The organism is Curtobacterium sp. RIT-PI-V (genome assembly GCF_025642935.1).
In the GTDB taxonomy this organism is placed as follows: Bacteria; Actinomycetota; Actinomycetes; order Actinomycetales; family Microbacteriaceae; genus Curtobacterium.
The window spans coordinates 1-22,480 of the sequence record NZ_JANZKM010000007.1 but is presented as its reverse complement, the minus strand read 5'-3'; the positions used below and the strand labels follow the sequence as shown (position 1 = coordinate 22,480).

At 69.6% G+C, this 22,480-nt stretch carries 21 protein-coding genes; 13 read left to right on the top strand and 8 right to left on the bottom strand.

From position 1 onward, the window contains the following. Positions 1–2 precede the first annotated feature (2 nt). The 8 genes from ruvC (at position 3) to OGL88_RS06605 (ending at position 8,392) form a co-directional block, all read left to right on the top strand. On the top strand, positions 3–647 hold the full coding sequence (ruvC, locus tag OGL88_RS06640) for a crossover junction endodeoxyribonuclease RuvC (RefSeq protein ID WP_111084043.1): 645 nt from the start codon (positions 3–5) through the stop codon (positions 645–647). Next, positions 644–1,264, top strand: a complete 621-nt coding sequence (ruvA, locus tag OGL88_RS06635; protein ID WP_111084042.1) for a Holliday junction branch migration protein RuvA — start codon at positions 644–646, stop codon at positions 1,262–1,264. Before ruvC ends, ruvA begins: the two co-directional genes overlap by 4 nt. Beyond that, positions 1,261–2,304: a Holliday junction branch migration DNA helicase RuvB gene (ruvB, locus tag OGL88_RS06630; RefSeq protein ID WP_111084041.1), complete on the top strand. Its 1,044-nt coding sequence runs from the start codon at positions 1,261–1,263 to the stop codon at positions 2,302–2,304. Before ruvA ends, ruvB begins: the two co-directional genes overlap by 4 nt. Before the next feature lie 91 nt (positions 2,305–2,395). Further along, positions 2,396–2,794, top strand: coding sequence for a preprotein translocase subunit YajC (locus OGL88_RS06625; protein WP_111084040.1), 399 nt, complete (start codon positions 2,396–2,398; stop codon positions 2,792–2,794). 92 nt (positions 2,795–2,886) lie between these two features. After that, the gene (gene secD / locus OGL88_RS06620) at positions 2,887–4,638 is read left to right on the top strand and encodes a protein translocase subunit SecD (RefSeq protein WP_205462429.1); all 1,752 of its coding nucleotides are present in this window, start codon (positions 2,887–2,889) and stop codon (positions 4,636–4,638) included. Next, positions 4,638–5,651: a protein translocase subunit SecF gene (gene secF, locus OGL88_RS06615; protein ID WP_263090704.1), complete on the top strand. Its 1,014-nt coding sequence runs from the start codon at positions 4,638–4,640 to the stop codon at positions 5,649–5,651. The genes secD and secF overlap by 1 nt, the downstream gene beginning before the upstream one ends. Beyond that, entirely contained in the window at positions 5,651–5,998 is a 348-nt protein-coding gene (locus OGL88_RS06610; protein ID WP_123292814.1) for a rhodanese-like domain-containing protein, read from the top strand. Before secF ends, OGL88_RS06610 begins: the two co-directional genes overlap by 1 nt. Before the next feature lie 69 nt (positions 5,999–6,067). Continuing rightward, positions 6,068–8,392: a RelA/SpoT family protein gene (locus OGL88_RS06605; RefSeq protein WP_228505676.1), complete on the top strand. Its 2,325-nt coding sequence runs from the start codon at positions 6,068–6,070 to the stop codon at positions 8,390–8,392. 18 nt (positions 8,393–8,410) lie between these two features. Here OGL88_RS06605 and OGL88_RS06600 read toward each other — a convergent pair whose 3' ends face one another. The 3 genes from OGL88_RS06600 to deoC form a co-directional block, all read right to left on the bottom strand. Beyond that, complete coding sequence (locus tag OGL88_RS06600; RefSeq protein WP_263090703.1) at positions 8,411–8,962, bottom strand: type IV toxin-antitoxin system AbiEi family antitoxin; 552 nt, start codon at positions 8,960–8,962, stop codon at positions 8,411–8,413. A 70-nt stretch (positions 8,963–9,032) separates the two neighbouring features. Beyond that, a complete protein-coding gene (locus OGL88_RS06595; protein WP_263090702.1) occupies positions 9,033–9,986 on the bottom strand; it encodes an ROK family protein in 954 nt (317 codons plus the stop codon). 137 nt (positions 9,987–10,123) lie between these two features. Further along, the gene (deoC, locus tag OGL88_RS06590) at positions 10,124–10,855 is read right to left on the bottom strand and encodes a deoxyribose-phosphate aldolase (protein ID WP_263090701.1); all 732 of its coding nucleotides are present in this window, start codon (positions 10,853–10,855) and stop codon (positions 10,124–10,126) included. A 43-nt stretch (positions 10,856–10,898) separates the two neighbouring features. Here deoC and OGL88_RS06585 point away from each other — a divergent pair, with 43 nt between their 5' ends. The 4 genes from OGL88_RS06585 (at position 10,899) to OGL88_RS06570 (ending at position 15,097) form a co-directional block, all read left to right on the top strand. Continuing rightward, positions 10,899–12,431 (top strand): SDR family oxidoreductase, encoded by a 1,533-nt coding sequence (locus tag OGL88_RS06585; RefSeq protein WP_263090700.1) that lies wholly within the window; start codon positions 10,899–10,901, stop codon positions 12,429–12,431. Then, the gene (locus OGL88_RS06580) at positions 12,428–13,012 is read left to right on the top strand and encodes a GDSL-type esterase/lipase family protein (protein ID WP_263090699.1); all 585 of its coding nucleotides are present in this window, start codon (positions 12,428–12,430) and stop codon (positions 13,010–13,012) included. The genes OGL88_RS06585 and OGL88_RS06580 overlap by 4 nt, the downstream gene beginning before the upstream one ends. Further along, complete coding sequence (locus OGL88_RS06575; protein WP_263090698.1) at positions 13,012–13,446, top strand: DUF6804 family protein; 435 nt, start codon at positions 13,012–13,014, stop codon at positions 13,444–13,446. The genes OGL88_RS06580 and OGL88_RS06575 overlap by 1 nt, the downstream gene beginning before the upstream one ends. 97 nt (positions 13,447–13,543) lie before the next feature. Next, positions 13,544–15,097 (top strand): stealth conserved region 3 domain-containing protein, encoded by a 1,554-nt coding sequence (locus tag OGL88_RS06570; protein WP_263090697.1) that lies wholly within the window; start codon positions 13,544–13,546, stop codon positions 15,095–15,097. Positions 15,098–15,663: 566 nt separating this feature from the next. Here OGL88_RS06570 and OGL88_RS06565 read toward each other — a convergent pair. The 5 genes from OGL88_RS06565 to ctaE all read right to left on the bottom strand — a co-directional run bounded on the left by OGL88_RS06565 (position 15,664) and on the right by ctaE (position 21,042). Next, complete coding sequence (locus tag OGL88_RS06565; protein WP_263090696.1) at positions 15,664–16,623, bottom strand: phosphodiesterase; 960 nt, start codon at positions 16,621–16,623, stop codon at positions 15,664–15,666. A 163-nt stretch (positions 16,624–16,786) separates the two neighbouring features. Next, positions 16,787–18,475: a cytochrome bc1 complex cytochrome b subunit gene (gene qcrB, locus OGL88_RS06560; RefSeq protein WP_131880102.1), complete on the bottom strand. Its 1,689-nt coding sequence runs from the start codon at positions 18,473–18,475 to the stop codon at positions 16,787–16,789. After that, entirely contained in the window at positions 18,475–19,539 is a 1,065-nt protein-coding gene (gene qcrA / locus OGL88_RS06555) for a cytochrome bc1 complex Rieske iron-sulfur subunit (RefSeq protein ID WP_111084029.1), read from the bottom strand. Before qcrA ends, qcrB begins: the two co-directional genes overlap by 1 nt. Before the next feature lie 33 nt (positions 19,540–19,572). Further along, positions 19,573–20,382, bottom strand: coding sequence for a cytochrome bc1 complex diheme cytochrome c subunit (qcrC, locus tag OGL88_RS06550; protein WP_123294420.1), 810 nt, complete (start codon positions 20,380–20,382; stop codon positions 19,573–19,575). A 21-nt stretch (positions 20,383–20,403) separates the two neighbouring features. Next, positions 20,404–21,042 (bottom strand): aa3-type cytochrome oxidase subunit III, encoded by a 639-nt coding sequence (gene ctaE, locus OGL88_RS06545; RefSeq protein WP_111084027.1) that lies wholly within the window; start codon positions 21,040–21,042, stop codon positions 20,404–20,406. A 70-nt stretch (positions 21,043–21,112) separates the two neighbouring features. Between ctaE and trpD the strand changes: the two genes are divergently transcribed. Continuing rightward, on the top strand, positions 21,113–22,168 hold the full coding sequence (gene trpD, locus OGL88_RS06540; RefSeq protein WP_263090693.1) for an anthranilate phosphoribosyltransferase: 1,056 nt from the start codon (positions 21,113–21,115) through the stop codon (positions 22,166–22,168). Positions 22,169–22,480: the final 312 nt, after the last annotated feature.

Genomic DNA, 22,480 nt, shown 5'->3' with positions numbered 1-22,480 from the left:
CCGTGCTCCGTGTGCTCGGGGTGGACCCCGGGCTCACCCGGTGCGGCGTCGGCGTCGTCGAGGTCGCACCGAACCGGCGCGCACGACTCGTCCACGTGACGGTCGTGCGCACCCCGGCGGACATGCCGCTCGAACAGCGGCTGCTCCGCATCGCAGACGGCATCGCCGCCGAGATCGACGAGCACCACCCGGACGCGGTCGCCGTCGAGCGTGTGTTCGCCCAGGCGAACGTCCGCACCGTGATGGGCACCGCCCAGGCGGCCGGGCTCGCGCTGCACGCCGCGGCGGCCCGCGGGCTGCCCGTCGGCCTGCACACGCCGTCCGAGGTCAAGGCGGCCGTCACCGGCTACGGCAACGCCGACAAGCGTCAGGTACAGACCATGATCGCGCGTGTGCTCGGTCTCGCCGAGGCCCCGAAGCCGGCCGACGCCGCCGATGCGCTCGCGCTGGCCGTGTGCCACGCCTGGAGGCTCGGATCACCGGACGTCGCCGGCGAACGTGCCACGAACCTCACCCCGGCACAACGCGCGTGGCGCGACGCACAGGGCGGCACCGTCGACTCCCCGCTCGCCCGTGCGGCCGCTGCCGCAGCCCGACCGCGTGGCTCGTCGGCCGCGTCGGTGGGCGGCCGTAGGCTCGGGGCATGATCGCGAGTCTCCGGGGTACCTGCATCGACATCGCCGGTTCCGGCGTGGTGATCGAGGCCGGGGGAGTCGGGTACGCCGTCACCGTGACCCCGGCCCACGCACTGACGATGCGCCACGGGTCCGAGGTGTTCGTCCGCACCGCGATGATCGTGCGCGAAGACGAGCACCTGCTCTTCGGCTTCGAGTCGACCGACGCCCTCCAGGTGTTCGACCTGCTGCGCAGCGTCACGGGTGTCGGGCCCAAGTCCGCGATGGGCGTCCTGGCCCACATGGACCCGTCGCAGGTCGCGAACGCCGTCGCGAAGGACGACGACGGCGCCTTCCGCAAGGTCTCCGGCATCGGCCCGAAGACCGCGAAGCTCATCATCCTCGCGCTCACCGGCAAGCTCGCGGCGTTCGAGCAGGCCGCCGTCGTCACCGCCGGTCGGGGCACTGCTGCCCACCCGGCCGCGACCGACGTCGTCTCCGCACTGATCGGCCTCGGCTGGCGCGAGGACGCAGCACAGACCGCCGTCGACGAGACCGTCGCGAACGAGCCAGGGGCCGCAGCCATGGGCACGCAGGCGCTGCTCCGCGCCGCGCTCGGTGCGCTCCGGCCCGCCGGTGCCGGTCGATGAGCGGCATCACGTCAGCCGGAGCCGAGTCGCAGGAAGAACTCGCGTTCGAAGGTGCACTCCGGCCGCGCTCGCTCGACGAGTTCGTCGGCCAGCGCAAGGTGCGCGGGCAGCTCGACCTGCTGCTCAAGGCGGCGGGCATGCAGGACCGCACCCCGGACCACATCCTGATGGCGGGTCCTCCCGGCCTCGGCAAGACCACGCTCGCGATGATCGTCGCGCACGAGACCGGCCGCCCGTTGCGGATGTCCAGCGGTCCGGCGATCCAGCACGCGGGCGACCTGGCCGCCGTCCTGTCCTCGCTCGTGCCGGGCGAGGTCCTGTTCATCGACGAGATCCACCGGATGGCGCGCTCGGCAGAGGAGATGCTCTACCTGGCGATGGAGGACTTCCGGATCGACGTCATGGTGGGCAAGGGCGCCGGCGCGACGAGCATCCCGCTCGACCTCGCACCGTTCACCCTGGTCGGCGCCACCACCCGCGCCGGCCTGCTGCCGAACCCGCTCCGTGACCGCTTCGGCTTCACGGCGCATCTCGAGTTCTACGAGAAGGACGAACTCGAACAGGTCCTGATCCGCGCCGCGCACCTGCTCGAGCTCGACATCGACCGATCGGCCCTGCGCGAGATCGCCGGGCGCTCCCGTGGCACCCCGCGCATCGCGAACCGGCTGCTCCGCCGGGTCCGCGACTACGCCCTCGTGCACCGCACCACCGACGGCATGGCGGCCGTCCAGGGAGCGCTCGACCTGTACGACGTCGACGAACTCGGCCTCGACCGCCTCGACCGCGCCGTGGTCGAGATCATGCTGACCCGCTTCGACGGCGGACCGGTGGGGCTGAACACCCTCGCGGTCTCGGTCGGAGAAGAGTCCGAGACCATCGAGTCGGTCGTCGAACCGTTCCTCGTCCGGGTCGGTCTGGTCACGCGCACCCCACGCGGCCGCATCGCGACCCCGGTCGCGTGGCGGCACCTCGGCCTCACCCCCGGGCAGGGCGTCGGGCCGCTCCCGGGTCTGTTCGACGACACCGACACCACCGACTAGCGGCCGATCGGTCGGGTGACATGCCACGCACAGTGGCGTGCCCTAGACTGCTACGGCCCGAAACCGAGCAACCAGAGAAGGCAACTGCATCATGGGTCAAGAAGTCATCCTCATCGTCATCGTCGTGGCGTTCGCGGCCTTCATGTTCTACAACAGCCGCAAGCGCAAGAAGCAGCAGGGCGAGCTCGCCACCAAGATGGTGCCGGGTGCTCGCGTGATGCTGTCCTTCGGCCTGTACGGCACGCTCCTCTCCGTCGACGACGAGAAGGTCACCGCCGACGTCGAGATCGCACCGGGCACCGTCGTCACGGTGCACCGCCAGACCCTGTCGCGCGTCGTCGACGACAGCGCGTCGGACATCGAGACCACCGCGACGCCGGAGGACGAGGCCAAGCCCGTCGCCGAACTCAACGGGGAGCCGGTCTACGGCGAGCGGGTCGACAACGACCGCCTCGACGAGACCGACTCGAAGCGCAAGTCCGACGACTGACGCCCTCGGCCGCCGGGTCGTCTGACCCGGCGGCTTCCCGCTGCCGTCGTGCCTGAACGCCGACGGTCCTGAACAGAAAGACGAGACGACCGGTGGCACGATCGACACCCGTCAAGAAGGCGCTGCGCTCGCTCACCTGGTTGGTGATCCTGATGGCGATCCTCGCCGGCCTGAACACCGCCGCGTCGATCCTCGCCGGCAGCTCGAAGGACGACACGGACAAGTGGTACCAGGGCGCGAGCTGGGTCCCCGAGCTCGCACTGGACCTGCAGGGTGGCACGCAGCTGACCCTGGCGGCGCAGAACACCGAGGGCGGGTCGGTGACCAAGCAGCAACTCGACCAGGCGGTGGAGATCATCCGCCAGCGCATCAACGCCACCGGCGTCTCCGAGACCGAGATCAACACGCAGGGTGCGAACAACATCGTCGTGTCGATCCCCGGTCGGCCCGACAAGGCCACGATCGACCGCATCGAGGCAGCCGCCAAGTTGACCTTCCGCCCGGTGCTCTTCACCGAGGCCGCGACGAACTCCGCCGTCGGTGACGACGGCAAGTCCACCGCCTCGCCGACGCCCTACTCGCCGCCGGCCTCGCTCGCGGCGACGCCCAGCGCGAAGCCGACGAACGCCAGCGACGTCAACTGGATCACCCCGGCGCTGCAGGACCTGTACACCAACTACAACTGCGCGGCTCCGGACGACGTGACCACGGCGCCGGACGACGAGCCCCTCGTCACGTGTGACGCCGACGGTGCGTCGAAGTACATCCTCGGCCCGGTCGAGGTCTCCGGTGCGAACATCAGCAACGCCACCTCGGGTCTCGCCACCGACTCGCAGGGCACGTCGACGGGCCAGTGGGCCGTCAACCTGACCTTCGACGGCCAGGGCACGAAGGACTTCCGCACCGTCACGAACCGCCTCGTCTCGCTGCAGGCGCCGCAGAACCAGTTCGCGATCGTGCTGGACGGCTCGGTCATCACTGCCCCGTCCACGAACTCCGCCATCACCAACGGCAAGGCGCAGATCACCGGCTCGTTCACGGCCGAGTCGTCGAAGACGCTCGCCGACCAGCTCAAGTACGGTGCGCTGCCGATCAACTTCCAGGTGCAGTCGAACGAGAACATCTCGGCGACGCTCGGCACCGCGCAGCTCATCGGTGGTCTCGTCGCGGGTCTGATCGGCCTCGGCCTGGTGATCATCTACTCCGTCATCCAGTACCGGGCGCTCGCGTTCGTCACCGTGCTCTCACTCGGGGTCGCAGCGGTCCTGACCTACCTGGTCATCGCGATCATGTCGTGGCGGGTCGACTACCGCCTGTCGTTGGCGGGTGTGGCGGGCCTGATCGTCGCGATCGGCATCACAGCGGACTCGTTCATCGTCTACTTCGAACGAATCCGTGACGAACTCCGCGACGGTCGCGCCCTCGAGAGTGCGGTCGAGTCCGGCTGGAAGCGCGCGCTCCGCACGATCCTGGCGTCCGACGCGGTGAACTTCCTCGCCGCCGTCACCCTGTACGTGCTCGCGGTCGCCGACGTGAAGGGCTTCGCGTTCACGCTGCTCCTGACGACGTTGATCGACATCGTGGTGGTCGCGCTGTTCACGCACCCGATGATGCAGCTCATCTCCCGCAGCCGGTTCTTCGGCGACGGGCACAGGTTCAGCGGGCTCGACCCGGCGGCGCTCGGTGCGGTCTACAAGGGGCGTGCGCAGTTCCGCGCCCCCGTGGTGGACGGCAAGCGCCAGCGCAGTGCCGGTGAGGCGCAGCGCCGACAGACGATCGCGGAACGGAAGGCCCAGCAGGCCTCCGGCGACAACGGCTCGACGCCGGACGGGAAGGACGACTGATGGCCAGCTTCAGCCAGTTCGGCAGCGACCTCTACACGGGCAAGCGGTCGTACGACATCATCGGGCGACGCAAGACCTGGTACCTCATCGCGCTCGTCATGATCGTGATCTCGCTCGTCACCCCGTGGCTGCGCGGCGGGTACCAGCTCGGCATCGAGTTCACCGGTGGTTCCGAGTTCACCCTGTCGGACGTCGAGAACACCGACCAGAGCATCGCGACGGACACCGTCGAGCGGGTCGTCTCGGACGAGATCCCGCGCGTCTCCCAGCTCGGCACTCACGGCATCCGCGTGCAGACCGGCCAGCTCACCGACCGGCAGACGACCGAGGTGCAGGACGCCTTGGCGAAGGCCTACGACGTGCCGGAGAGCCAGGTCGCGGCGACGTTCATCGGCGCCACGTGGGGCGCCGACGTGCTCGCCCAGGCGATCCGCGGTCTGGTGATCTTCCTCGCCCTGGCCGCCGTGTTCATGACGCTGTACTTCCGGACCTGGAAGATGTCGCTCTCCGCGATGGCCGCGCTGCTGCACGACCTGTTGATCACGGCCGGTGTCTACGGCATCGTCGGGCTCGAGGTCACGCCCGCGGCGGTGATCGGCTTCCTCACGATCCTCGGGTACTCGCTCTACGACACCGTGGTGGTGTTCGACAAGGTGCGTGAGAACACGGCGCAGGAGTCGATCCGCACGTTCAAGCAGTCGGTGAACCTCGCGGTGAACCAGACGCTCGTCCGGTCGATCAACACCTCGGTCGTGGCGCTGCTGCCGGTCGCGGCGATCCTGTTCATCGGGTCGTACGTGCTCGGTGCCGGCACGCTCCGCGACATCTCGCTCGCACTGTTCATCGGCATCATCGTCGGCACCTACTCGACGATCTTCATCGCCTCGCCGATGTACGCGCACCTGCGCGAGAACGAGCCGAAGATCAAGCAGGCCGACGCCAAGAAGACCCAGGCGGCCGAGAAGCGCCAGCGCGAGGTCGACGCCGACGCCGACGCGAAGGCGACCGCCTGATGCCGATCGAGATCACCGAGGTCGACGTCGCCGAGGCGCGTCGTCGGCTGGAGTCGGGGTCGCGGCTGTTCGACGTCCGTGAGCAGGGGGAGTGGGACGAGGTCCACGCTCCCGAGGCCACGCTCGTGCCGATGTCCGAGCTGGTGAACCGCTGGCAGGAGATCGACGGCGGCGACGAGCCGGCGATCATCGTGTGCCACTCGGGTGCCCGTTCGGCCCGGGTGGTCGCGGCCCTCGAGCAGTCCGGTGTCTCCGCGGTCAACCTGACCGGCGGCATGGTCGCCTGGGAGCAGTCCGGCGCCCCGGTGGTCCGCGACGCCCAGGGCGAACCGGGTCACGAGCACTGACCGGACGCGCGTAGTGTTGGCGGATCGAGCTCGGATCGAGTTCTCGGACCGAGTCCTGGGAGGCGCATCATGACGGACACCCGCGAAGAGCCGTCCGCACCGAGCCGCCCCGGCTCCGCCCAGCGGCCGACCAGCCCACTCGGGCCGAACACGACGGGCAACCTCGGGTCGCTCCGCTCGCTGCTGCCGCGCCTGTTCTCCCGCGCCCAGCCGGCCGGCGCCGTGGACACCCTGATCCGCACGGTGCGCTCGCACCACCCCAAGGCCGACGTCACGCTCATCGAGCGCGCGTACTCCGTCGCCGAGCGCGCGCACGACGGCCAGAAGCGCAAGTCCGGCGAGCCGTACATCACGCACCCCGTCGCGGTCGCACAGATCCTGGCCGACCTCGGCATCGGACCGATCACCATCGCCGCCGCGTTGCTCCACGACACGGTCGAGGACACCGACTACCAGCTCGACCAGCTGCAGGTCGACTTCGGCGACGAGATCGCCATGCTCGTCGACGGCGTCACGAAGCTCGACAAGGTCAAGTACGGCGACAGCGCCCAGGCCGAGACCGTCCGCAAGATGGTCATCGCGATGTCGAAGGACATCCGGGTGCTGGTCATCAAGCTCGCCGACCGGCTGCACAACGCCCGCACCTGGGGCTTCGTCGAGTCCACCTCCGCCACCCGCAAGGCGAAGGAGACGCTCGAGATCTACGCGCCCCTCGCGCACCGGCTCGGCATCCAGATGATCAAGCTCGAGCTCGAGGACCTGTCGTTCGCGGTCCTGCACCCGAAGCTCTACGTCGAGATCGACAGCCTGGTCAAGGAACGCCAGCCGAAGCGCGAGCAGTTCGTGCAGAACGTCATCGGCACGCTCAAGAAGGACCTGAAGGCCGCGAAGGTCCGCGGTGAGGTCATGGGTCGGCCGAAGCAGTACTACTCGATCTACCAGAAGATGATCGTGCGGGGTCGCGAGTTCGACGAGATCTACGACCTCGTCGGCATCCGGGTGCTGGTGCCGACGGTGCGCGACTGCTACGCCATGCTCGGTTCGGTGCACGCGCGGTGGACGCCGCTGCCCGGGCGTTTCAAGGACTACATCGCGACGCCGAAGTTCAATCTCTACCAGTCACTGCACACCAGTGTGCTCGGGCCGCAGGGGCGACCCGTCGAGATCCAGATCCGCACGCACGAGATGCACCAGCGCGCCGAGTTCGGTGTCGCGGCGCACTGGAAGTACAAGCAGCGTGCCGCCGGCCGCGACGTCGGGACCTCGTCGACCACCGACGACCAGGACATGGCGTGGCTCGCCCACATCACCGACTGGCAGGCCGAGACGAGCGACCCGGGGGAGTTCCTCGACTCGCTCCGCTACGAGATCGGCGCGAAGGAGACCTACGTCTTCACGCCGCAGGGCAAGGTCATCGGCCTGCCCGCCGGCGCCACCCCCGTGGACTTCGCGTACGCCGTGCACACCGAGGTCGGACACCGCACCATGGGTGCCAAGGTCAACGGTCGCCTCGTCCCGCTCGAGAGCTCGCTGTCGAGCGGTGACGTCGTCGAGATCTTCACGTCGAAGAACCCCGACTCCGGCCCCTCGCAGGATTGGCTGAAGTTCGTCAAGAGCCCGCGGGCGCGCAACAAGATCAAGCAGTGGTTCACCAAGGAGCGCCGCGAAGAGGCGATCGAGCAAGGTCGCGACGCCATCGCCCGCGCCGTGCGCAAGCAGAACCTGCCGCTCCAGCGGATCATGAGCCAGGACACCATCGCCGAGGTCGCCTCGTCGATGCGGTACGACGACGTCTCGGCCCTGTACGCCGCGGTCGGCGAAGGGCACGTCTCGACGCAGTCCGTCATCGAGAAGGTCCTGGGCAGCGTCCAGAGCGACACGGAGACCGACGAGCCGGAGCTCACGTTCCCGCGCCAGGTCACGAGCCGTCAGCTGCGCACGAGCGACAGCGGGGTGCTGGTGCGTGGTGCGCCGGACATCCTGGTGAAGCTCGCGAAGTGCTGCACCCCGGTGCCGGGCGACCAGATCGTCGGCTTCATCACCCGCGGGCAGGGTGTCTCGGTGCACCAGTCGTCGTGCACGAACGTCAAGTCCCTGATGAACGAGCCCGACCGGATGATCGAGGTCGAGTGGGCCCCGTCGTCGAAGTCGGTGTTCCTCGTGCAGATCCAGATCGAGGCGCTCGACCGGTCGGGGCTGCTCAGCGACGTCACCCGGGTGCTCACCGACCACCACGTCAACATCCTGTCGGCGACGGTCTCGACCTCGTCCGACCGGTTGGCGCTCAGTCGGTTCGTGTTCGAGATGGGTGACACCATCCACCTCGACCGGGTGCTGAACGCGGTTCGACGCATCGACGCCGTCTACGACGTCTACCGCGTCAGCGCGGGCTGAGCGGGGTCCGCGCACGCGTCAGCGCGCGCTGAGCAGGCCGCGCAGCCGTCGTTCTGCCTGCCGCGCCATCGGGATGGTCCCGAGGTCGCTCAGGCGCGCGTGCAGCTCGTCGACGGACACCGCTCCGATCGTCAGCAGCCCGTCGACGGCTGCTGCCCACTCCGGGTCCCAGTCACCCGGTGTGCGGAGCAGGTCGACGGCGGTGCGCGCCGGCGTCGTCACGACGGTCTGCGCCGCCCCCAACCGGACCACGTCGACGGGCAGGAGCGCGACCTCGCGCAGGTGCAGGCCCGGCCCGACCGCGATGCGCAGCTGCGGCGGGACGCTCGCCTCGATCGGGTCCGGTGGCCGCGACGCCGCGCCCCAGATCCACGCAGCGGTCCGGCCGGACGCGACGAGCCGCGCGTCGCCGAAGACCCACGATGCGGCGGTCGCGCGCAGCGCCGGGTCCTGCGGCGTCGCGGGGGAGGCCCAGCACGGCCCGACGGGCACCAGCTCGCCAGCGAGCACCGCTGCGCGCAGTTCCGCTTCGGGCCAGTCCTCCGTGGTCAGGAGACGGGAACCGGGCACTCAGTCATCCTGCCGGACCGCGACACCCGGCCGACACCCCCTGTGGAGAGGCCGGGCACATCGGCGCCGCTCAGCGCAGGACGTCGGCGCGGTGCACGAGTGCAGCGGCGCCGATGAGCGGGCCGTCCTGCGACAGCGCCGTCGGCACGATGCGCACCTTCGTCACGAACCCGAACTCGACGCGCTCCGCCACTGCTTCGCGTGCGTACTCGAACAGGTCCGGCGTGACGTGGGAGAACCCGCCGCCGATCGCCACGACCTCGAGGTCGACGAGGCTCGTCGCCGCTGCGATCGCCTGCCCGAGCGCCCGGCCGCTGCGCTTGACCGCGGCGACCGCGATCTCGTCGCCGGCCGCGTACGCCGCCGACAGTTCTTCGCCGGTGGATCCGTCGAAGCCTTGGCGCTGCGCCCAGGCGACGGTCTTCGGGCCGCTGGCGATCGCCTCGAGGCAGCCGGTGCCGCCGCAGGCGCACGGGTCGTCGTAGCCGCCGCACTCCACGTGCCCGATGTGCCCGGCGTTGCCCGTCGGGCCGCTGACGGTGCGGCCGTGCAGGATGAGACCTCCGCCGACGCCCGTCGACACGATCATGCCCATGACGTGGTCGTACCCCTGCGCCGCACCGACCCAGTGCTCGGCCAGCGTGATCGCCAGGCCGTCCATGCGTAGCGTGACCGGCACGCCCTCGGGCACGAGTGCGGCGATGCGGTCGCGCAGCGGATGGCCGCGCCACACCGGCATGTTGAGCGGGGAGACGAGGCCGTGCTCCTCGTCGACGGGGCCGGCCGAGCCGGCCCCGACGCCGACCAGGGTCGCGTCGGTCGGGACCGTGGCGAGCGCGCTCGTCACGACCTCGTCGACGGCGGCCTGCAGCTCGTCGGACGTGCGCTGCGGCCCGGTGGGGCTCCGGAAGCGCGTGCCCGGCAGGACGACGCCCTGGTCGGTGACGAGGGCGGCCTCGACCTTGGTGCCGCCGAGGTCGACGGCGAGTGCGAGGGCGGGGGACTGGGGTGCGGTGCTGGACATGCGCGCTCCGATGCGGCGGTCTGGAGGCACGGGGCGGCTGCCGGACGCGGCGTCGCGTCCGGTGGGCCCCGGCCTGGCAGGTGGTGGGTCGGTCGGGTCAGGTCGTCGTGCGGTGGATCAGGTCGTGTCGCGGTGGGTCAGTATGAGCTGGTGTCGTCGCCCTGCGACGACGCGGCGCCGGTCTCGATGCGGTGCGCGACCTCGTCGAGGATGCGCGCGGACGCACTCGTGCCGATGCGGTTGGCCCCGGCGTCCACCATCTCGAGCAGGGTGTCGAGCCCGCGGACACCGCCCGAGGCCTTGACGCCCGTGTCGGCACCGACCGTGCGGCGCATCAGTGCGATGTGCTCGGTCGTCGCCCCGCCGCCGGCGAACCCGGTGGAGGTCTTCACGAACGCGGCACCGGCGGACTGCGCGGCACGCGAGGCTGCGACGATCTCGTCGTCGGTCAGGAACGCGGTCTCGAGGATCACCTTGACGACGGTGGACCCGGCGGCGTCGACGACGGCGCGGACGTCCTGCTCGACCCGCTCCCAGTCGCCGGACTTCGCGGCGCCGATGTTCTGCACCATGTCGAGCTCGAAGGCACCGTCGGCGAGGGCCTGCAGTAACTCGGCGACCTTGGCCGCGGTGGACGTGGTGCCGTGCGGGAAGCCGATGACCGTCCCGACGCCGACGCCGGTGCCCTGGAGACGCCGGACGGCGTACGCCACGTCACTGGGCCGGACGCACACGCTGAAGACCCGGTACGCAGCGGCTTCGTCGAGCTGGGCGTCGACGTCCGAGCGGGTGAGCTCGGGCTTCAGGATCGCGTGGTCGATGAGGCCGCGGACGGCATCGGTGGTGACGGGGAAGGCTGCGTTGTCCACCCGACAAGCCTACCCGTCAGGCGCGCCGCGTAGCGTTCCGGGCATGCAGGTCCTCGTCACCGGCGCCACCGGGTACATCGGCGGTCGTCTCGTCCCCCGTCTCCTCGAAGCCGGACACTCCGTGCGCGTGTTCGTGCGCAACCCCCGGAAGCTCCAGGACGTCCCGTGGAGCAGCGACGTCGACGTCGCCGAAGGAGACCTGCAGGACGCCGACGCGGTCCGCGCCGCGGTCGACGGCGTCGAGGCCGTGTACTACCTCGCCCACGCGATGGGTGCCGACGGCGACTTCGAGTCCGCGGAACGGCAGGCGGCGGAGACGATGGCGCACGAGGCGAAGCACGCCGGTGTCAGCAGGTTCGTCTACCTGGGCGGTCTGCACCCCGACGGCGACCTGTCGAAGCACCTGCGCAGCCGGAAGGAGGTGGGGGAGATCCTGCTCGGCTCCGGCGTACCGACGGTCGCCTACCAGGCCGGCGTCGTCATCGGTTCCGGCAGCACCTCGTTCGAGATGATCCGGCACGTGACCGACGTCCTGCCGTGGATGCCGGCTCCGCGCTGGGTGCGCAACCGCATCCAGCCGATCGCCGTGCGCGACGTCCTGTACTACCTGGTCGCGGCGCTCGACGTCCCCGCCGACGTCAACCGCACCTTCGACATCGGCGGCCCGGACGTCCTGCGCTACGGGCAGATGCTCAACGGCTACGCGGTCGAGGCGAAGCTGCGGCAGCGCCCGATCACGGTCCTGCCGGTGCTCACCCCGCGCCTCGCCGCGCACTGGTTCAACGCCGTCACCCCGATCCCGCGCAAGCTCGCGACCCCGATCATCGAGTCGCTGCAGTTCGAGTGCGTCCAGCGCGAGCACGACATCGACGACGTCGTACCGCAGCCCGAGGGTGGGCTCACGTCGTACCGCCGCGCCGTCCGGCTGGCCCTGAACAAGATGCGCTCCGGCGAGGTGACGACGAGCTGGCGGAGCGCCACCCTGTCGAGCGCCTCGGCCGACCCGATGCCGACCGACCCGGACTGGGCCGGTCACACCGTCTACGTCGACGACCGGAAGCGCCACTCGACCGCCTCGGCGGAGGACGTCTGGCGCGTCGTCGAGTCGATCGGCGGCGAGAACGGCTGGTACTCGTTCCCGCTGGCCTGGGTCGCACGCGGCTGGATGGACAAGGTCGCCGGCGGCGTCGGGCTGAGCCGTGGCCGTCGCGACCAGGACCGACTCGAGCAGGGTGACGCCCTCGACTGGTGGCGCGTCGAACGCCTCGAGCGAGGTCACTACCTGCGGCTCCGCGCCGAGTTCAAGTCACCCGGGCGTGCCTGGCTCGAGATGACCGTCACCCCGAACCCCGAGGGTGGGAGCGACTACCACCAGCGGGCGATCTACTTCCCGCAGGGGCTGCCCGGCCGGCTGTACTGGTACGGGATCCTGCCCTTCCACGGGATCATCTTCCCCGGCATGGTCGAGCGCATCACCGCCGCCGCCGAGCGCGAGTCGGACAACACCGAGTCGACGCAGCGCAACCGGACCCAGCACAATGGGAGTCCGGAACCGGCGAACGAGGAGGCAGCATGACCGAGGAACGCAGTCCCGTCCTGTTCCTGGGGGACAGCATCACGGCCCAGGGGTCGTGGGACAGCTGGCTCCCCGACGAGCAGACCCTGAACCAGGGCATCAGCGGTGACACGACGGACGGCGTGCTCGCGCGGCTCGACGCGGTCGTCGCCGAGCAGCCCGAGGTGATCGTGCTGCTGATCGGCACGAACGACTTCGGCAACCACCGCGCGAGCGCCGAACACGTCGTCCGCAACGTCGAGACGATCCTCGTCACCCTGCGGCGCGAGCTGCCCGGTGTCCGCCTGCTGCTCGTCTCCGTCCTGCCCCGCCAGTCCGAGTACACGACGAAGATCGAGGAGGCGAACCGGCACCTCCGCCAGTTCGTCGCCACCTGCCACGCGCAGTACCTCGACGCCTGGCCCGCGCTGGCCGACGGCGACCACCTCGACGACCGCTTCACCGACGACGGCCTGCACCTCACCGACGACGGCTACCGGGCCTACCTCGGCGAGCTGGTCCCCGCGCTCGAGCGTGTGCGGGGCCTGCCTCCGATGTCCCGGTCCTTCACGGCCATCGACCTCGACGAGGCCCCCGCCTGATGGCTGCCCGCAAGGGACGGCCCCCGGTGGGGTCGTCGCAGAACGGTGTGCCCGCCGCACCGGTCCGACCGACCGCGGGGACGACGAACACCCGGGCCACGCCGGGGTTCACCCGGCCGGCACTCGCCCCGTCGCTCATCGCCGCGATCGTCCTGCTCGCCTGCGTGGCGATCATCGACTCGTCCGGGTTCGTCTTCGCCCGCTGGGGCATCACGGTGCTGTCCCTCATCGTGCTCGTCTTCGCGGTGCGTGGGAAGACGTGGTGGGCCGCCGTGCTGATGGCCGCCGTCGCCGTCTGCTGGAACCCCCTGGTCACGGTGCCGATCCCCGGCCAGGTGTGGGCCGCGCTGCAGATCCTGGTTGCCGCCCTGTTCATCGTGGTGGGCATCGCCGTCAAGGTGCCGCGCGAGGCGGACGCACCCCGGGCCTCCTGACCGGCGCCGGCGACCGCCTGCAGAACCGAGCTGGCGGGCGGACGGTAGGATCGCAGGGTCGGGTACAGGACCCGGCAGCACGATCCGAAGGGCATGGATGAACGACGAGACCGAGCCGGTGACCGAGAGTCCTCTGCTGAACCCTCGACCGTCCTCCGGCGGTCTCGACCGGCCCGACGTCGTCGTCCGCAAGGGGCGCCTGACACTGCTCAACGGCCACCTGACGCCGCAGCAGTCGATGATCGAGGACCTGTTGTTCCTCGACGACGCGTTGACCGAGGCCGACGTCGACCACCTGCTCATCCGCGGCAACGACGAGCGTCCGGTCATCGCGATCGACGAGCGCGACCGACAGCGTGCGGAGAGCGCCGTCATGGCCGCCGCCGTCAACGAGCCGTTCTACGCGAAGCCGCCGGGCGAACCGGCCGTGCTCGTGCAGGACGACGGCCTCGGGCCGGTCGACGAGCCGGTGTTGCGCGTCTTCCGCCCGCGTCTCGAGCCCCTCGGTCGTCTGCGCTACGGCGCCGAGACGAGCGTGCAACTCGAGTTCTGGCGGCTCACCGACACCGAGGTGCTCGCCCCCGTCGAGAACGCCCTGATGCGCCGCAGCCTGCCGGTCGACGAGTTCGTGCTCGTCGACATCGAGCGCTACGGCCGCACCTGGCGCACCGTCGAGCACATGTTCGACGACCACGTCTCCGACATCCGGTTCCCGATCGACATCGTCTTCTCGTGGGTCGACGGCAACGCCATCGAGTACCAGCGCGCACGCCAGGCAGCGCAGGCGACGGCCGTCCTCGGCGAGGGCGACGACGCCCCCGCACGGTTCCGCCAGATCGACGAGCTCAAGTACGCACTCCGCTCGGTGCACACCTTCGCACCGTGGATCCGCCAGATCTACATCGCCACCGACTCACCCGCACCGCACTGGCTCGCCGACCACCCCAAGGTCCGCATCGTGCGCAGCGAGGAGTTCTTCGCCGACCCGTCCGTGCTGCCGACGCACAACTCGCAGGCCGTCGAGTCGCAGCTGCACCACATCCCGGGCATCAGCGAGCACTTCATCTACTCGAACGACGACATGTTCTTCGGCCGCACCGTCGACCCCTCGGTGTTCTTCAGCCCGGGGTCGGTGTCGAAGTTCATCCTCGCAACCACCCGCATCGGCCTCGGCGTGAACAACGCCGCGCGTAGCGGGTTCGAGAACTCCGCGCGGGTCAATCGTCGCCTGTTGCAGCAGCGGTTCGGCGCGGTCACGACGCGGCACCTCGAGCACGCGCCGACCCCGCTCCGGTCCTCGATCATGACGGAGATGGAGCACGAGTTCGCCGACGAGTTCCGTGCCACGGCGGCGTCGCGCTTCCGTGCTGCCGAGAACATCTCGGTGACCAACTCGCTCTACCACTACTACTCGTTGCTCACGGGTCGGGCGATCGTGCAGGAGAACGCGGACGTCCGCTACATCGACACCACGATGCAGTCCGGGCTGCGGTCGCTCGACGAGCTGCTCAAGAAGCGGAACGCGGACTTCTTCTGCCTGAACGACGGCAGTTTCCCCGAGGTCAGCGACGAGGAGCGGACGCAGCGCGTGACCGACTTCCTCGAGCGCTACTTCCCCTTCCCCGCGCCGTGGGAGCGCGCCGGCGCTTAGGACGCGCCAGCGTCCTGCCGGCGCGCTCCGGGCGAGCCCGCGAGCCCGGCGCCGAAGCCCGGCCACGCGCTCCGGGCGAGCCCGGCGCCGGGATCGAGCCACGCGGTTCGGACGCAATCGCGCGCCGACCGGTCGCGACTGCCCGCCACCTACACGCCGAGCGGTCACAGACCGTCGCTTGCGCCGCCCGCAGTCGACGGATCGTGACCACGCGACGCGGCACCGGCGGTGTGTCGCGACCATCTCGCGCGCCGGGAGGCTCGTGGCCAGGCCGCCACGGGCCTCCCGGCCGACAGGCGACCGCTCCACCGCCCCGGCCGGTCCAGGCAGGTCCAGGCAGGTCCAGGCCGGTCCAGGCCGGTGCCACGCTCGCGGTCGGTCACGACACCCCGTCGGCAATCCGGCGAGTGGTTGCAATCCGTCGCCAAAAGCATCGCCGGGCGACGGCACGTGACCACTCGGCCCCGGCGCGGCGGGGAGTCGTGACCACGCGCCCACACTTGCTGTGCAGAAGAGGTCGGGCCCGCATGACGGACCCGACCTCTACTGCACTCGACGTGCGCGGCCTACCGGTGCACGGGGGAGACCGGCACCGAGTCGAGCGTGAAGACCGGGATGCTCGAGGTCACCGGAGCCGGCTCGACCGCGGGCGGGATCGTGACCCCGTGCGCTGCGAGTCGGGCCTCGGTCTCGACGGCCGACACCGGTTCGCCGACCGTGGAGTAGTGACCGATGGGGACGACCGAGTGCACGACGTTGTGGCCGTAGACGTGCACCAGGTTGAACGACTGCGCGCCGTCCCGCCCGCGCGTACCGCCCTGGAACTCGGTGAGGTCCTGCGTGTAGCAGGTGGCACTGGCGACCGACACGGGGATGCCCGCGAAGACCGCGCTCGTCGAGTAGTGCAGGTGTCCGGCGATGATGGACAGGACGTCACTGCCCTCGACGACCTCGGCCAGGGCCTGCTGGTCGCGGAGCTCGACGAGGACGGTCAGGTCCTGGACGCTCGGCACCGGCGGGTGGTGCATGGCCAGGATCGTGCCGTGCGGCGCAGCCTCGGACAGGACCTCGGCCAGCCAGTCGAGCTGCTCGGGGGAGACCTCGCCGTGGTGGTGGCCCGGGACGCTCGTGTCGAGGGTGATCACCCGGAGACCGTTGACGTCGTAGACGAAGTCGACCGGACGGTCGGTGGGGTGCAGCCCGAAGAGCTCCTGACGGAACGCGCCGCGCTCGTCGTGGTTGCCCATCGCCCAGATCACCTGGGCACCGATCCGGCGGGCAGCCGGCTCGACGATTTCGCGGACGCGGGCGTAGGCACCCGATTCGCCCTTGTCGGCCACGTCGCCGGTGACGACGATCGCTTCGGGCCGGGTGCCTGATGCCTCGATGTCCGCGACGATCTCGGTGAGCCGGGCGGCGGAGTCGACCCCGCCGTACAGATCGCCGTCGCCGGAGACGAGGTGGGTGTCGCTGAGGTGGAGGAGGAAGTGGTTCGGCCTGGGGTGTTCGGCCGTCCGGCTGTCCATCGGGGTCTCATTCCGTTGGCGGATGCGTGGTGCAACACGTTGCCACACCGTCCTGGACGAGTCCAGCACGTGTCGGTGAACCAGCCGTGAACTGGGGGCGGCGTTTCGCCCATCGCACGAAGAAACCCCCGCCACGTGGTGGCGGGGGTTCCTGTCGTCGTGCTTAGTGCTTTTCCTCGACCTGCGGGGCCTGGTGGCTGCCCTCGAGGTCCGGGCCGTGGTGGGCGGCGTGCGCTGCCTCGAGCTCGGCCTTCGAGACCGGCTCGATGCGGTCTTCGAAGAAGAAGCGGGAGACGCTCGCACGGGCCTTCTGGACCACGGTGATCTGCCCCTTGGCGTTCGGGCGGATCATGAGCGGCTTGTACTCGTTGAACTGCAGCAGCTTCCAACGCTCGTACTCGTCGAGCTGCTCGTGCACCTCGATGTACTCACCGTGGGGGAGTCGGACGATGCGACCGGACTCGTAGCCGTGCAGGACGATCTCGCGGTCCTTCTTCTGGAGTGCGAGGCAGACACGCTTCGTGATCCAGAAGGCGACGAACGGGCCGAGGACCGTCGTGGCCTGGATCACGTGGATCACGTGTTCGATCGACACCAGGAAGTGGGTCGCGATGATGTCCGACGACGCCGCAGCCCAGAGGCTGGCGTAGAGCGTGATGCCGGCGGCACCGATCGCCGTACGGGTCGGGGCGTTGCGCGGGCGGTCCAGGATGTGGTGCTCGCGCTTGTCGCCGGTGATCCACGACTCGAGGAACGGGTACAGCAGGATCGCGAGGATGAGCAGCACCAGGACCGCGATGGGCGCCAGGATGTTGAACGACACCGTGTAGCCGAACCACACGACCTCCCAGTGCGGCGGCACCAGACGCAGTGCGCCGTCGGCGAAGCCGATGTACCAGTCGGGTTGGGTACCGGCGGAGACCGGCGAGGGGTCGTACGGGCCGTAGTTCCAGATCGGGTTGATCGTGAACATCGACGCGATGAGGGCGATGATGCCCGCGACGATGAAGAAGAACCCACCGGCCTTGGCAGCGAACGCCGGGAGGATCGGGACACCGACGACGTTGTCGTTGGTCTTGCCCGGGCCGGCGAACTGCGTGTGCTTGTTGATCACGACGAGCACGAGGTGGACACCGAGCACCGCGACGAGGATCGCCGGCAGCAGAAGGATGTGCAGCGTGTAGAGGCGGCCGACGATGTCGGTGCCCGGGAACTCGCCACCGAAGAGCAGGTAGGCGATCCAGACGCCGATCACCGGGACGCCCTCGATCATGCCGACGATGATCCGCAGACCGTTTCCGGAGAGCAGGTCGTCGGGGAGCGAGTAGCCGGTGAAGCCCTCACCCATGGCGAGGACCCAGAGCAGGAAGCCGAAGACCCAGTTGAGCTCACGCGGCTTGCGGAAGGCACCGGTGAAGAACACGCGGGCCATGTGCAGCATGATCGACGCCACGAACAGCAGGGCTGCCCAGTGGTGGACCTGGCGGACGAAGAGCCCGCCGCGGATGTCGAACGAGATGTCCAGCGTGGACTGCAGCGCCGTCGACATCTCGACGCCCTTGAGCGGGACGTACGAGCCGTTGTAGACGACCTCGGCCATGGAGGCCTGGAAGAAGAACGTCAGGAACGTGCCGGAGAGCAGGACGACGACGAAGCTGTACAGCGCCACCTCGCCGAGCATGAAGCTCCAGTGGTCCGGGAAGATCTTCCGGCCGACTTCCTTGACGAGCCCCGAGATGCTGGTGCGCTCGTCGATGTAGTTGGCGACCCCGCCGATGATGCGGGATCCGCGCTCCGGAGCCGGCTTGTTCGCCGTGCTGCTCGGTGCCGTGGTGGTGGGGGTGCTGGTCATCAGCGTTCACGCTCCCAGAAGGACGGTCCGACCGGCTCGTGGAAGTCGCTCTGGGCAACCAGGTAGCCGTCGTCGTCGATCGCGATAGGAAGTTGGGGGAGGGGGCGTGCGGCCGGACCGAAGATGACCTCGCAGTTGTTCGAGACATCGAAGGTGGACTGGTGGCACGGGCACAGCAGGTGGTGCGTCTGCTGCTCGTAGAGCGCGACCGGGCATCCGACGTGGGTGCAGATCTTGGAGTACGCGACGATGCCGTCGTAGCCCCAGTTCTCGTGGCCCTTGGACGGGTTGAGGTCCTTCGGGTCGAGACGCATGAGGAGGACGGAGGCCTTGGCCTTCTCCTCCAGCATGTGCTCGGAGTCGAGCATGCCGTCCGGGATGACGTGGAACACCGAACCGATGGTCACGTCCGAGGCCTTGATCGGCAGACCCGTCGGGTCCTTCGTCAGGCGCAGGCCCTGCTTCCAGAAGGTGTGGCGCAGGAGCTCGTTCGGGTCCTCGGCCGGAGCGAGGTCGCGGACCAGGACGATGCCCGGCAGCGGGAACGCGGCCAGCGCACCGATCATCGAGTTGCGGATCAGCTTGCGACGGCTGAATCCCGACTCCTTGTCGGCCAGCTGGAAGGCCTCGACGGCCTTGGCGCGCGTCGCGTCCGTGCCGCGGGTGCCGTGGCGGAGCTCGGTGATCTCGCGGTCGACGACGAGCGACTTCGACCAGTAGACCGCACCGAGACCCAGCGCGATGAGCGCGAGGGCGATCGAGAGGCCGAGGAAGAGGTTCGCGGTGCGGACCGTCCCGAAGTCGTTCGAGTCGATCGGGAACGCGACGTAGGCCGCGATCGAGAGGACGCTGCCGACGATCGAGAGGTAGAAGAAGGTCGCGACCTGACGCTCGGCCAGGCGCTGCTTCTTCGGGTCGACGTCGGTGCGGCGCGCGCGGTGCGGCGGCTCACCCGGGTTCTCGAACGGGTCGGTGGGCAGCACCGCGATCCCGGGGGAGGTGGTCGTGCCGTGCTTCTCGACAGCCGAGGACGAGTTCAGCGTCTCGTCGTCGTGCTCTGCCATGGTGTTCCCTTCAGTGTCGTTCGACACGGACGATCAGTTGGACTTCGCGGTCAGCCAGACGGTCATCGCGACGACCGCGCCGAGTCCGAAGATCCAGATGAACAGGCCCTCGGCCACCGGGCCCAGGGAGCCGAGTGCGAACCCGCCGGGCGACTTGTTGTCCTGCACGTACTTGAGGTACGTGATGATGTCGGCCTTCTGCTCCGGCGTGAGGTTCAGGTCGTTGAAGACGGGCATGTTCTGCGGGCCGGTCTGCATCGCCTCGTAGATGTGCTTACCGGAGACCGTCGACAGGTTCGGGGCGTACTTGCCCTCGGTCAGGGCACCGCCGGCACCCGCCACGTTGTGGCACATGGCGCAGTTGATGCGGAAGAGCTCGGCACCCTCGGCCGCGTCGCCGTCCTCACCGTTGGTGAGTTCGGTGGACGGGACGGCCGGGCCGGGGCCCAGCGAGGCGACGTACTCGGCTAGGGCGTCGACCTGCTCGTCGGTGAACTGCGCGGGCTTCTCTTCGGCCTGCGGACCCTGGGCGGCCATCGGCATGCGGCCGGTGCCGACCTGGAAGTCGACCGAGGCGGCGCCGACACCGATGAGGGACGGACCCTCGCTCGTGCCCTGGGCGGAGAGGCCGTGGCAGGTCGCGCAGTTCGAGGCGAAGAGCTTCTGGCCCTCGTTCACCTTCGACTGGCTGGTCGCCGCGACGGTGCTCGTGCTGTCGTCGGCGTTGGCCGTGGAGCTGAAGAGCGCGTACGCACCGCCGGTGGTCATGAGGCCCACGACGATGAGCGAGACGGTCGCCATCGGTGAACGGCGGCCCTTCTTGGTCTTGGTTCTGTTGAACATGTGCTCGGGGGTGTCCAGTTCCTACTTGAGAAGGTAGATGACGGCGAAGAGGAAGATCCACACGACGTCGACGAAGTGCCAGTAGTACGACACGACGATGGCGGTGGTCGCTTCCTTGTGACCGAAGTTCTTCGCGGCGAAGCCGCGGCCGAGCGTCAGCAGGAAGGCGATGAGGCCGCCCGTGACGTGGAGGCCGTGGAACCCGGTCGTCATGTAGAAGGCCGAGCCGTAGGCGCTGGAGGAGAGCGTGACGCCTTCGTGCCAGAGGTTGGCGTACTCGAAGATCTGGCCGCAGACGAAGATCGCGCCCATCGCGTAGGTGACGAAGAACCACTCCGTCATGCCCCAGTGGCGCGGGTTCCAGCTCGTGCGGTGCACCTGGAAACGCTCTGCAGCGAACACGGCGAACTGGCACGCGAAGCTGGACAGCACCAGGATGATCGTGTTCACCGAGGCGAACGGCACCTCGAGCTTGGAGGTTTCGGCCGCCCACAGCTCGGGGGACGTGCTGCGCAGCGTGAAGTAGATCGCGAACAGGCCGGCGAAGAACATGACCTCGCTGCCCAGCCACACGATCGTCCCCACGGCAACGGCGTTCGGCCTGTTCAGGGCCGGACCGCTGGCGGATCTGGAGAGAGGGGTGCTAGTCACGTCCTCCATTATGGCCGAAACCCCAGACAGTGTTTTCGCAGGAGACTGGCGGGTCACTCGAATTCACTACGATCGAGCCATGCCTGACGCACTCTCTTGGCCTGCAGTGATCAGCGCGCTCATGGCGCGCGAGGACCTGACGATCAGGCAATCCACATGGGCCATGGAGGAGATCGTGCACGGGCGCGCCACCCAGGCACAGATCGCCGCGTTCGCCGTGACGCTCCGCGCGAAGGGCGAGACCGTGGACGAGGTGGTCGGGTTCCGCGACGCGATCCTCGACGCCGCCGTTCCGCTGGACGTCGACCCGATGGCGTTGGACATCGTCGGGACGGGTGGCGACGTCGTCGGCACGGTGAACGTCTCGACCATGGCGGCGATCGTCATCGCCGCCGCCGGGGTCCCCGTCGTGAAGCACGGCAACAAGGCGAGCTCGTCGAAGTCCGGTTCGAGCGACGTGCTCGCCGCACTCGGCCTCGATCTCACGATGGACGCCGCGCGTGTCGCGGACACCTTCCGGCGTGTCGGACTGACCTTCGCGTTCGCCAACGCCTTCCACCCGGGCTTCGCGCACGCCGGGCCGGTTCGCCGCGAGATCGGCGTGCCCACGGTGTTCAACTTCCTCGGGCCGCTCGTCAACCCCGCACGGTGCGAAGCGAACGCCGTCGGTGTCGCGCAGCTCGAACTCGTGCCGATCATCACGGGCGTGTTCCAGACCCGCGGTGCGACCGCCCTGGTGTTCCGCGGGGACGACGGCCTCGACGAGCTCACCACCACCGGCCACAGCCACATCTGGGAGGTCACCGGCGGTCGGGTCATCGAGCACGACCTCGACCCGCGCGACCTCGGCATTGCCCGCGCACGCACCGAGGACCTCCTCGGCGGCGACCCCGAGCACAACGCCGGCGTCGTGCACCGCGTGCTGTCGGGGGAGACCGGCCCGGTACGCGACATCGTGCTGCTCAACGCCGCAGCGGGCCTGGTCTCGTTCCGTCTGGCGCAGGACCCGGCCGAGTCCGACCGGCCGATCCTGCAGCGCTTCCGCGAGCAGCTCGCGGTCGCGGCCGAGGCGATCGACTCCGGCGCCGGCACCCGCAAGCTGGCTGATTGGGTCGGCGAAGCTCCCGCCGCGTAGTCCGCGCCGCCCCGCGCACCGTGCGCGGTGCGTCACCCGGTGCGAGCCTGACGGCTCGGTGCGGCGCCCCAAGCGCGCACCCGGCGGTCACCGCTGCACCCGGCGAACGAACCCGCACCGTGCAGTGCCGGCAACCCCGTGCCAGACGGGAGGCCCGCTGCGGGTCCGCCCCGCGCCTCCAGTCCGCACCGTGCGCGGTCCGCAGTCCCGCGCCGCTTCCGCGCGAGCCGCACCGTGCGCGGTGCGTCACCCGGTGCGAGCCTGACGGCTCGGTGCGGCGCCCCAAGCGCGCACCCGGCGGTCACCGCTGCA

What these genes read in the sequence shown, in the direction of transcription:
- OGL88_RS06580 (WP_263090699.1), top strand. Translation starts at nt 12,428, where the DNA reads ATGACCGAGGAACGCAGTCCCGTCCTGTTCCTGGGGGACAGCATCACG.
- qcrB (WP_131880102.1), bottom strand. Translation starts at nt 18,475, where the DNA reads ATGACCAGCACCCCCACCACCACGGCACCGAGCAGCACGGCGAACAAG.
- ruvB (WP_111084041.1), top strand. Translation starts at nt 1,261, where the DNA reads ATGAGCGGCATCACGTCAGCCGGAGCCGAGTCGCAGGAAGAACTCGCG.
- OGL88_RS06575 (WP_263090698.1), top strand. Translation starts at nt 13,012, where the DNA reads ATGGCTGCCCGCAAGGGACGGCCCCCGGTGGGGTCGTCGCAGAACGGT.
- OGL88_RS06605 (WP_228505676.1), top strand. Translation starts at nt 6,068, where the DNA reads ATGACGGACACCCGCGAAGAGCCGTCCGCACCGAGCCGCCCCGGCTCC.
- OGL88_RS06585 (WP_263090700.1), top strand. Translation starts at nt 10,899, where the DNA reads ATGCAGGTCCTCGTCACCGGCGCCACCGGGTACATCGGCGGTCGTCTC.
- OGL88_RS06565 (WP_263090696.1), bottom strand. Translation starts at nt 16,623, where the DNA reads ATGGACAGCCGGACGGCCGAACACCCCAGGCCGAACCACTTCCTCCTC.
- trpD (WP_263090693.1), top strand. Translation starts at nt 21,113, where the DNA reads ATGCCTGACGCACTCTCTTGGCCTGCAGTGATCAGCGCGCTCATGGCG.
- ctaE (WP_111084027.1), bottom strand. Translation starts at nt 21,042, where the DNA reads ATGGAGGACGTGACTAGCACCCCTCTCTCCAGATCCGCCAGCGGTCCG.
- qcrA (WP_111084029.1), bottom strand. Translation starts at nt 19,539, where the DNA reads ATGGCAGAGCACGACGACGAGACGCTGAACTCGTCCTCGGCTGTCGAG.
- OGL88_RS06570 (WP_263090697.1), top strand. Translation starts at nt 13,544, where the DNA reads ATGAACGACGAGACCGAGCCGGTGACCGAGAGTCCTCTGCTGAACCCT.
- OGL88_RS06610 (WP_123292814.1), top strand. Translation starts at nt 5,651, where the DNA reads ATGCCGATCGAGATCACCGAGGTCGACGTCGCCGAGGCGCGTCGTCGG.
- secF (WP_263090704.1), top strand. Translation starts at nt 4,638, where the DNA reads ATGGCCAGCTTCAGCCAGTTCGGCAGCGACCTCTACACGGGCAAGCGG.
- qcrC (WP_123294420.1), bottom strand. Translation starts at nt 20,382, where the DNA reads ATGTTCAACAGAACCAAGACCAAGAAGGGCCGCCGTTCACCGATGGCG.
- OGL88_RS06595 (WP_263090702.1), bottom strand. Translation starts at nt 9,986, where the DNA reads ATGTCCAGCACCGCACCCCAGTCCCCCGCCCTCGCACTCGCCGTCGAC.
- ruvA (WP_111084042.1), top strand. Translation starts at nt 644, where the DNA reads ATGATCGCGAGTCTCCGGGGTACCTGCATCGACATCGCCGGTTCCGGC.
- OGL88_RS06625 (WP_111084040.1), top strand. Translation starts at nt 2,396, where the DNA reads ATGGGTCAAGAAGTCATCCTCATCGTCATCGTCGTGGCGTTCGCGGCC.